This window comes from Nostoc sp. FACHB-133, from assembly GCF_014698055.1.
In the GTDB taxonomy this organism is placed as follows: Bacteria; Cyanobacteriota; Cyanobacteriia; order Cyanobacteriales; family Nostocaceae; genus Nostoc.
The window spans coordinates 1-10,405 of sequence record NZ_JACJSH010000114.1 but is presented as its reverse complement, the minus strand read 5'-3'; the positions used below and the strand labels follow the sequence as shown (position 1 = coordinate 10,405).

The 10,405-nt window shown below is 47.7% G+C and carries 8 protein-coding genes and 2 pseudogenes; 1 reads left to right on the top strand and 9 read right to left on the bottom strand.

Annotated features, from left to right (window positions below; all coding sequences use genetic code 11):
* The 9 genes and pseudogenes from H6G86_RS38455 to H6G86_RS36595 form a co-directional block, all read right to left on the bottom strand.
* Nucleotides 1–194: pseudogene (locus tag H6G86_RS38455) on the bottom strand (hypothetical protein); the annotation flags it as partial.
* Entirely contained in the window at nt 191–823 is a 633-nt protein-coding gene (locus H6G86_RS36630) for a Crp/Fnr family transcriptional regulator (RefSeq protein ID WP_242065162.1), read from the bottom strand. The gene H6G86_RS36630 and the pseudogene H6G86_RS38455, both read right to left, overlap by 4 nt.
* A 397-nt stretch (nt 824–1,220) precedes the next feature.
* Complete coding sequence (locus H6G86_RS36625) at nt 1,221–2,465, bottom strand: hypothetical protein (RefSeq protein WP_190938473.1); 1,245 nt, start codon at nt 2,463–2,465, stop codon at nt 1,221–1,223.
* Entirely contained in the window at nt 2,455–5,706 is a 3,252-nt protein-coding gene (locus H6G86_RS36620) for an efflux RND transporter permease subunit (RefSeq protein WP_190938472.1), read from the bottom strand. Before H6G86_RS36620 ends, H6G86_RS36625 begins: the two co-directional genes overlap by 11 nt.
* Before the next feature lie 10 nt (nt 5,707–5,716).
* On the bottom strand, nt 5,717–7,099 hold the full coding sequence (locus H6G86_RS36615; RefSeq protein WP_190938471.1) for an efflux RND transporter periplasmic adaptor subunit: 1,383 nt from the start codon (nt 7,097–7,099) through the stop codon (nt 5,717–5,719).
* 49 nt (nt 7,100–7,148) lie between these two features.
* Nucleotides 7,149–7,337: a hypothetical protein gene (locus tag H6G86_RS36610; protein WP_190938470.1), complete on the bottom strand. Its 189-nt coding sequence runs from the start codon at nt 7,335–7,337 to the stop codon at nt 7,149–7,151.
* Nucleotides 7,338–7,401: 64 nt separating this feature from the next.
* Entirely contained in the window at nt 7,402–8,094 is a 693-nt protein-coding gene (locus H6G86_RS36605) for an alternative oxidase (protein ID WP_242065161.1), read from the bottom strand.
* Nucleotides 8,095–8,185: 91 nt separating this feature from the next.
* Nucleotides 8,186–8,515: a hypothetical protein gene (locus H6G86_RS36600; RefSeq protein WP_190938469.1), complete on the bottom strand. Its 330-nt coding sequence runs from the start codon at nt 8,513–8,515 to the stop codon at nt 8,186–8,188.
* Nucleotides 8,512–9,495, bottom strand: coding sequence for an NAD-dependent epimerase/dehydratase family protein (locus tag H6G86_RS36595; RefSeq protein ID WP_190938468.1), 984 nt, complete (start codon nt 9,493–9,495; stop codon nt 8,512–8,514). Before H6G86_RS36595 ends, H6G86_RS36600 begins: the two co-directional genes overlap by 4 nt.
* 391 nt (nt 9,496–9,886) lie before the next feature.
* Here H6G86_RS36595 and H6G86_RS36590 point away from each other — a divergent pair.
* Nucleotides 9,887–10,405, top strand: a pseudogene (locus H6G86_RS36590) (hypothetical protein); the annotation flags it as partial.

Sequence of the window (10,405 nt, the reverse complement as noted above, 5' to 3'; positions counted from 1 at the left end):
CCCCCAGCAACCATGTCAACTAAAGACAGCAGTTTATCAACATTTTCAGGAGTTGCTAGTTCGTTGATATATTTGAATCCCATGATTGTTACCTCGCGGTGCGTTGTTTTTTGTCGATAACTGCATCTTACGGTGACTCCACAGGTAAGCAACAGGAGCTTTTTTTGATATAGGTCAAATTTGATCTTGATCAAATTTCCTGGGCTAGATGACGGCGGCGTTGCTGATTTCGATATCTGGCGCGGATACGACTGAGGGTTTCTTGGGTTATTCCCAAATAGGAGGCAAGATGTCCTAGCTTGACGCGATCGAGGATATCAGGGTGTCTCTGAACGAGATCCTCATATCGTTCAAAAGCGGTTTGAGTTTTCATTAGAAAAGCCCATTCTGCTAACTCAATATAATAATGTTCTATCAATAATCGTCCAATCTTATTCCATGCAGGGTCGTTGTCGTAAAGATATTGCAACCCCTCATAAGTTGTCACAAAAAACTGGCAATTTGAAACTGATTTAATATTTTCTTTACTTTGTTTTCTCGAAATAAAGCTATGAGGTGAGTAAATAAAATCATCTTCAAATGCAAACCTTGACGTGATCTCCTTGTCTTCAACACAGTAAAATTGCCGAACTACCCCTTTAACCAGAAAATACAAATAGTTTGATATTTCACCTTCCTTCAGGAGTTGATAGTCTTTTGGTAACTCCTGGTACTTGAAAAATTTACGAACATTTTCCTGCTGTTGTTTACTGAGTATGACTACTCGATCTAAAACTTGAAATAGCTTTTCGTATTGATCAATTTCTTGCTGCATATGCATCATGTATGGGTGACTATAATCACTCTAAATTCTAGACAAAATTCTGACAGTACTATAGCGCTCTTCCATCGCATTAGCCAGAGAAAATTGCGGTTGGAGCATCTCTGGAATAGGATAAAATTGCACCTGGCAAACAATCCATTAATTCGAGCAACTTACTAAAACTATTGGAAGGGTTACAATTCCAGCAGAACCCAATCTTTCCTGAGATAGATGAGGATTATCTTAACTTTCATCCCTTTTAACTCTGAACTTAGAGGTGTGCGTGACAAGCACCAAATCATTGAGGAGCCGTGTGAAATTAACGTTTCATGCACGGTTTTGTAGCCGAGTCAGAGAGGTGACTTTCTGGCTTAGGCATCCACATAGTGATTGTCTCCTTTAAAGAGGATTACTCTGATTACTCGTTCATTGTTCGGTAAACGGCAACGGCTGAAGGTGACTTGCGGGTGAGATAGTTGAAGATCCAGTATTTCAATGTGGCATCCAACATCACAGGAACGGTTGCAATGAACAGGAAGATGGTATTGCGATCGCTGGGCAACCCAAAATGTTCTGCAATGCCTTCCAGTAAAACTTCCCAACCATGAGATGAATGGTAGCCAACAAACATATCGGTGAAGAGAATGATTAGAAACACCTTGGTTGCATCATTCAATCCAATAAAAACTCGATCAATTAGAGATTTAAGCGTGAACATTTGCTGGCGACTGAAATAGATCAGTGCAGTAAAGGTCACGAATGCTAACCCATCTGCCATGAGATTTTTGATACCTTCTGTACTCTCCTCGCAATAACGCTCCAGTAAGCGATTGGCTTCGGCTTTGAGTAATTGCTCTGAATCCAGGCTCTGATGGCTGTCATGCACTAATGTGTCAAATTCCAGGCTTTCCTTAAATTGAGAGAGATCGTGCAATGCCCGTTCCTTCGCTTCACCCACCAGCACGATTTGAGGAGAATGGTTGAAGTGATGGAATAATGGCTCAATTAAGAGTGATTTACCTGCAAACTGAACCATGAATGGAACGACGATGAGCAACACCAAAAACCGAATGGCTCTTATGGTCCGCTTACGAGCCGCACGCAGTTCGTAGAGAACTTCCCGTTCATAGTCGGGCATCAGCTCTTTCTTAATTTGATTTGCGGTATCGAACATGGAACCCGATCGAATTCTTTGGATTGAACCTGTTTGTTCAAAATCAGAAGAGGCTCCCTGGAAGACCGAATTGGCTTCCTGGTCTCCCTTCCAGGGGAAACCGATCGCTTCTGATTGCCGTTGAAGTTCGTATCTCGCTAAAACAGATTCAATCACGCTTAATTTCTCCAGAATCACGCCCTCGTCGCTGTCCTGACTCATTCTAGACAAGCGTTGTTCAGGCGAGGCATGAAGCAGGTTTGAAATGAGGTTACTGGTTCTAAATTCAGCCAGTCGCAAGCGGATGATTTGCAGATAGGACTCTCGTTTGTTCCGAAAGTAGCTGAATGCTGCATCGGTGTAGTTTGTATCTTTGGCAATTGCCTGACCTGCGAAATGTTTCTCTTCAATTGCTTGAATTGCCAAAGCTGCATTGTAGGCTTCCGAGAGCGATCGCAGGGGTGTTTTCACAATCCATTGGTGAATCTGCTTAAACACATTACGATGCATAGCTTTCACCTCCCGTGTTGTCTTGAGCACGATCGCTGTCCTGTGATTCGTCTGAGGGTTGCGATCGCTGCATGCGATCGACATAGTAAATTAGCGGAATCACCACCATCGTCAGGGCTGAAGAGGCTATCATCCCCGTGATAATGGTCCATCCCAAACCCGCCCAAACAGGGTCGAGCAGAATCGGAGCATTGCCCAAAATTGCCGCCAAACTGGTGAGCAAAATCGGACGAAATCGGACGGCTCCCGCTTCCAGAATGGCATGTTGTAAATCGGCTCCTTCCCGCAATCGTTGTTGGATAAATTCCAACAGGACGATCGAATTTCGGATTACCATTCCCGCTAAAGCAATAACGCCAATCAAAGATAAGGCGCTGAAGTAAGCACCATTGAGCGCAAAGGCAATTAGGATGCCAATCAGCGACAGCGGTATACTGCCCAGGATGATCAGGGGAATTTTGAAGCTATGGAATTGTCCAACCAGCAGCATGTAAATCATGGCTGTGGCAGCGGTCAAAGCCAAACCGATATCGCGGAATAGGTCTGTGGTCAATTTCCACTCTCCGTCCCACTGAATCCAATAGCCAGCAGGCAGGGGATGGCGCATAAAGTAAAACAGTTGATCGAAGATTGCGTAGATGGAGGAGCGGTTTGCCATTTCTCCAGTGACATAGACCACGGATTGCTGGTCTTTGTGAAAGATGGGCTGGTCTATGATCGCGGGCTGTTGGTTGACTAACTCGCTCAGTGGCACCAGCACCCTTGTAGACGTTGGCAGTTGAATTCGAGCCAGGTTATCCAAACTGCGGCGAAATTCTTCCGCAAAGCGCAGTTGAATTCCAATGGGGAGAATTTCACCCGGAATTTTCAGAGTCGAAACATCTGATCCCTTCAACAGCATATTCAAGGTTTGGGCAACGTCTGTGCGAGTGATGCCTGCCCGCATTGCCTTGTCTTGATCCACGGTTAACTGCATTTGTGGGATTTGGTTGCGGGTCGAGTCGTCAATATCCACGACTTCCTTTGTACCGATAAAAACCTGTCGCACCTGTTTTGACAGTTCCCGGAGTTGCACAACATCAGGACCATAAATTTCTGCCAGTACCGTCGCTCGCTGCGGAGGACCTGCTGGCTTTTCCAGGATCTTGACCACTGCTTGGTGCCGAGAGGCAACGTCTATCAGCAGAGGACGCAACTGAATCACCAGATTTTCGGTGGTGATGGATCGCGCCACCTTATCGGTGACATGAACCCGGATCTCAGCATTATGCTTTTCCCCTCGGCTGGATGTTCCTCTAAACGAGGCAGCAAAATCCACCGGAGCGAAGGTTCCCACATAGGTTTCAAAATTAATGATTTCAGGCTGTTGTTGCAAAACAGCTTCGACCTCCTGCACAATCTGGTTTGTCTGCTCCAACCCAGTTCCCGAAGGTGCATCAACTTGCACGAGAAAATCAGAATCATTACCCTTCGGTAGCACGCGCACTTTCACCGACTGGGTCAATGGAAAGGTGAGTGTAAACACCAGCAACCCCGTAACAGTCAGGATGACAAACCGACGGCGTTTGTGAGAGTCCATTAACGGCTGCATGATCGCGGAATACCAGCGGTAAATGCGTGTGGAGTGTAAATCCTGTGACTCATGGGAATGAGACAGTTTGATCATTCGCACAGCCATGTAAGGCGTGACCGTGATTGCCAGAATTAAACTCAAAATCATGGCAATAGGCACGTTAAAGGACAGCGGAGCCATGTAAGGACCCACTAATCCCGTGATGTAGCGCAATGGATAAAATGCCAACACCACTGTAAATGTGGCTAGAACCGTTGGTGCCCCAATTTCACTGACTGCCGCGATCGCCTCTTCCAGTTTTTCTTGAAAGGTTAAGTGGGGTTTCAGTTCAAACCGACGATGGATATTCTCAACCACTACCACCCCATCATCCACCAGAATCCCAATCGAGATAATCAGCGCAAACAACGCGACTTTGTTGATGGTATGCCCCGTAAGATAGCCAATGCCAATCGTGGTGCCCAAGGTGAGCGGAATTACAACCCCAACAATTAGAGCATCGCGCCACCCCAAAAACAACATCATCATCACCACGACCACCACCGTCGCCACCGTCAATTCGTGAAACAGGTTTTCTACAGTAGCTTCAGCCGTATAACCGTCATTGCGGGTGACGGCAATTCCCACGCCAGCAGGCAACTCAGGTTTGAGTTCTTCTAGCTTATGAAAGATTTGCTCTGAAACGCTAACGGCATTCGTCCCTTTCTTCTTGGCGATGCCAATGGTAATTGCGGATTGGCTGACGGAAGCATCGCTGGGTCGGTCCTTAAGGTGCGGATGGGGTGAACTCAACTCGTAGTCGGGACGGAAGTGCATCCGGGAGTAGGAGGTGCGATCGCGAAAGTCATCTCGAACCGTAGCAACATCGCGTAGATAAATGGGAGAGCGATCGCTGCTAAACCCAACAATAATTTGAGCAACATCGTCAGCAGACTCAAAGAGCGAGCCACCTTCAATGAATAAGCGAGTTTGACCATCCGACACATCTCCCGCAGGCAGTTCGCTATTGGCAGCCTGAAGCGATTGAGCAATCATGCCAGGGGATAGCTGATAACTTGCCAGCTTATCCGGGTTCAGGTCTACCGCAATCATGCGGGGCTGCCCCCCGTTGATAGACAGGACTCCTGTATCCGGAATCTTGCGTAATTCCTCCAGGATGCGTTCGCCGACGCGATGCAGTTGATTGTCGCTGTAGTCTTTTCCCGTTAAGGTCAGGGTGACGATCGGTACATCATCCGTGCGTTTAGACTGCACTTCATAGGTAACACCAGATGGCAACAGGTCTTGACTGGCAAATAATTGATTCTGCAAATTAAAAATTGATCTTTCCCAATCGGTGCCAACGCTGAATTGCACACCAATTTCGCTACCTGAATTAACCGAAGTGGAATAGATGTGGTCAATTCCTTCCAATTCCCGAATGCGCGATTCCATGATGGTTGTGACGCTCTTTTCCACCACCTCGGCAGGGGCACCCGGATAGGTAAACGTCACTGTTGCACCCGGCACATTAATCTGAGGATTTTCCTCCTTAGACACCAGCGTTACGGTTCCAATGCTGAACAGGGTCAGTGCAATAACCAGTAAAACGGTTAGTTGCGAGTTGATGAAGTAGGCGGTGATTCGACCCACCAGCCCATGAGATTTAGCACCAGAGTTATTCGACATGAGACGCTCCTTAGCTAGGTTGCTGATAATTGGACTCACTCACTTCTGACTCAGTAACTTGAGTGTTTTCGTGCAAGCCTGAGTCTGGATTGAGAATCAAGCGATCGCCCTCATTCACTCCAGCAAACACCTCGACGACATCGTCATTGATAGGATGCACCGTGACGGTTTGAAACTGGGCTTTGCCATCGATCACCTTAAACACACCAGAAACTCCCAACCGCTCAACCAGCGTATTTTTGGGAATGATCAAAGCAGTGCGATCGCTGCTCTCCAACTGCAACCGACCAAACATCCCAGAGATCAAATTAATTGTAGAAGGCAGTGCAACTTTGACTATAAAATTGCGTGCTTGCGGATCAGCAGATGGAATAATCTGGCTGACTTCTCCAGACATTTTGCGGTTCAACGCATCGATGTGTACCGTCACCGATTGCCCTAACTGCACGTTGTCAATCAGTGTTTCTGGAACTGCCACACTCAACCGTAAACGCTCCCCATTTTCCAGGGTCACCAACGGTTGGCTCAGCCCTGCGATCGCGCCAATTTCCACCTGTTTTCTCGTAATCACACCCGCAAACGGGGCGCGCACCACTCCGTAGTCTAAATTGGCGGTAATCTCCCGCGCCGTGGCTTTTGCCTGGGTCACTCGTGCCTGTGCCTGGTCTACACCAGCGGTTGCTTCTCCAACGCCAGCTTCCGCAGTTCTGATCGTTGATGCTGCCTGCGCGATCGTTGCTTCAATCTGGCGAATCCTTGCCTGCGCGATCTCAACTCGCGTATTGGCTGAATCCAGGTTTACTCGTGGAATGGCTCCTTCTGGAAAAAGCCGAGCCATCCGGCTTTGGTTCAGTTGAGCATCTGCCATCTCTGCCTGTGCTTCCAGCAGTGATGCCTGTGCTTCGCTGCGTTTTTCCCGTGCTGCATCCACCTGGGTTAGCGCACTGCGACGGTTGGCTTGGGCGGTGACAACGGCTGCCTGTGCTTCGATAATTTGGGCATCTGCTTGCTGTTGTTTTGCCCGAATGTCAGAGACATCAATAATCGCGATGATCTGTCCTTTTTCAACGGGTGTTCCTTCCTGCACCAACAGTTGTTCAACCCGTCCAGTTACGCGAGAGGTCAACTTTGTAGAATTGATCGCTTCCACGGTTCCAGTCAACGCCCGATCTTCTGGGACGGATTGCTGGTGGATAACCACCGTCTGCACCGTCAACGGATGCGTTTCAGCAGCGTCAGCAGAGTGAGTTTCGGCTTTAGTGATATGCTGCCAATACCACAAACCTACACCCAAGCAACTCACGCTGAGGATGATGCCCGTCGTAATCAACTTTGGTTTTAAGGGTTTCCCATGTGGAGAGGGAAGCGGGAGATGGATAGATGGAATTCTCATTGCAAGTTACCGGGTAAAGGATAGGGTAAAATCAGTCCGATCTTGTGAGTTAGCGATCGCACTCCGGCTTAATACACGACTTGTTCCAACAGCGTTCTAGCAGCTGCAAATCAAATTGAATATCCTGTTTGTAGGGCATATCCCAGCAGCGTTCTAGCCGTTGAAGGTTTGCTGAACTTTGATCAAATAAAGGTTGATTGAGAAAAGCCCATAGCTTTCTCCAGATATCGGTATTCATCGCTTTAAAGGAGTTAGAGAGTTGAATAAAGGGTTAGGCTTCCATCCATAAAGGGCGATTCTGATCAAAGCTCTCCGTCGATCGGTAATGCTTTTGCTGCCGTAAAAACGGTATGAGGACCATAGAAGCTTTGCCGTGCATCCGGTTCCTGGAGTACTTCCATCGTTTTTACATGGGCGCATTCATCTTCACGAATGTTGAGAAACACGTCGTAGAGATTGTCCACCTGAGGATGACGAAACGTTCCCCCGGTTGTTGTTTGCACTTCTTCAAACATGTAGAGATCGCCATCACGGTAGTACTCGATCGCCACCTGTGGAGCTGGTTGTGTTTTCAGTGCCGCTGCATGTGCGTTTAAGTAGTCGTCATACGTGTGATAAGCGTGATTTTCAATCAACTCCATCAAGTAATAAGCGTACATGGGAGACAGCATATAAAGCAGTACAACGACCCAGTAGTAAGCCACTGCAACATGCTGTGCGAGGAAGCGATCGCCCCAATAGCGACTGCCTCCTAGTGATTCCATAATCAGTAGATGATGTAATTCATTCCAGGTTTCGGCAAAGTGGACTTTCAACAAATCTGCTCTACGCCAGAAACCCAGAGTTTCATAGAGATGCAGCACCGAGAGGTAGGAGAAGTAAGGCACACGGGCAATGGTCTCCAACACATAAAACCGGGCATAAGAACGGTTGCCATAAACAACATCGACGATAAAGACGAAAAAACTGACGATCAATCGAATCAAAACTTTCATGATGTATTTCTCCAAAATCAGATACCTATCAGAGTTTTATGGCTTGCTAGTTGATTCGTGCTGCTACCAATTTCAAGTGTGGTTCTGCCACTTATTTTGTGTTTGCTTCCACCCAGTAGGGAAAGTGAGTGCGTAAACCATCTGGCTTGCCAACGCGATCAGAGAAAGGAGCATTGGCAAGTAGGCTTAATATCAAGTCGGGTGTATCATCTGCCAGCGCTTTATCATTACGTCCAGCAAATCCGTAGCCAATGGGTAATTGGGGGTTATATGTCAAAACATCAGGCAAGAGAAATTGGACAACCTGCTGTGCGTATGCTTGAGGATCAGTTGTCGTGCCTGCAAGTTGAGTCACCTTTGCCGTGAATGTAGCGAGCGCATGAAGGACAACAATCGCGGTTCCATATCGAGCAACTTTCATCTTTTATCCTCCTTACACGATTCATTGGCATAAGCAGCAGATTTAACAAGCCATTCCAGCGATCGCGGTTGAAAATTTAATTCCCGTCTTGCTTTAGCATTCAACACACCACGCATTTGAGTGCCGTAATAAATTGCATCCGCTCCCCCGATTTGTATCGCATCCTCAACAGATACCTGAGGTGGTGGTGCAGCATTCAGCCATCGAGCATAAACAGGTAGCCACTCGCGTACCTTTAAGGGCTGATTATCCGCGATTAGATAAATGCCAGGATTGCCTCGCTCTGCTGCTGATACGGTGGCGATCGCCGCATCCTCAATGTGCAACCACGACCAAACCCCCTCGCCATTGCCCACGATCGGGAATTGCTGCTGTCGTACCTGATTGGCAACATCACCATCAGGGGCAAACCAGGTGCCAGACCCGTAGAAGAAGCCGTAGCGCAGAATAATTCCTTCTAGATCAGGTTGTTCCAACAAACGGCGTTCAAGCTCTGTAACCACGCGAGCATCGGCAGCAACCGCAGGCGAACCATCAAACGCGAGGGGCGTTTCCTCGTCTGCCAATCCAGAACCGGGAACTGCCCAAAATGCGATCGACTGCCTTAGATAACGCCGTACTCCGGCTGCTTGGGCGGCAGCTAGCACATTCGCACCCCCTTCTAACCGGATGCGTGTGTTGAACTTGGTGGCAGCACTCATCGACTCGCGGGTGTAGGTTTTGGGATAGGCAGTAAGCTGCTCAATCACGACTTCGGGGTGAGCCTGGAGAATTGCGGCTTTAATGGAATCTGGGTCGAAGACATCGGCGATTGCGAAACGCAACTCCGAAGGACTCGCGGATTCCACGCCCTGTTGGGCTAGCGTTTCTGCTTTTTCTGAAGAACGGGTTAATGCAACAACATTGTGACCGTTGGCAAGTAATTGTGCGATCAACGGACGACCGATCGCTCCGGTTGCGCCTGCAACAAAAATCTTCATCAATAAATCTCCTAAAGAACGCTTTGGCTTAAACCAGTGAAGCCTTTGACATTCGTATCGATACACACCTCTAATCGCAAAATTCCTCCTCTGTTGGCTGTCTAGAGGTGTGAGAGGTGTGCCCGATTACAGCTAAACAATCTTCTAATTTGCTTTGTTAATACTCTTTTCCCGTATTGTTGCTTTTGCAGTGCTTGTAGAAATTGATGCAAATAGGTTTTGCAGGGTTCTGACTAAGCTGTTCTTATTCTTGGGCGATCGGCTAGATTAGACCAGATAAGTTTGGTAAGATAACCCTTAACTTAAGTTCGACTTAAGCAGCTGAATTCAAATCAATTCCTCAAAATCTAAGCAGATCGGTACACACTCGCTCCGGGTGATTTTAATGCCAATGCAAAAAAATAGACACCATCGAGGAGTTGTCCTGACGGCACAGGGGTGGGATCGGTTCCAAACGGCAAAAGTTCAGGCAGAGTTCAGCGAGAATGCCGGAGATCGCTTCACTCTGGAAGAACTGAGTGAGCGCATGAACTTATCTCTCAGCACGATTGTTAAAGTGTTGGGATGTACAGAACCCGTGGATAAGCAGTCGTTGGAGTTGGCATTGCGAGCCTTTAACTTAGAGTTAAGCAAAAATGATTATGCCCGACCCAAAAGTGCCCCTGACGAATCAGGAGATCACAGTGCAGCGCATCCATCCCGGATCGTCCCGGAACAATCCCAGCTTGATTGGGGCGGTGCGATCGATACTGCTCTGTTTTGTGGACGCACAGAAGAACTGGGAAAACTGAGACAGTGGGTATTGGCGGAACAATGTCGATTGGTTTTGCTGTTAGGAATTGGTGGCATTGGCAAAAGCACTCTGGCTGCTAAATTCGTGCAGCAGATTCAACCTGAGTTTGAAGTGGTG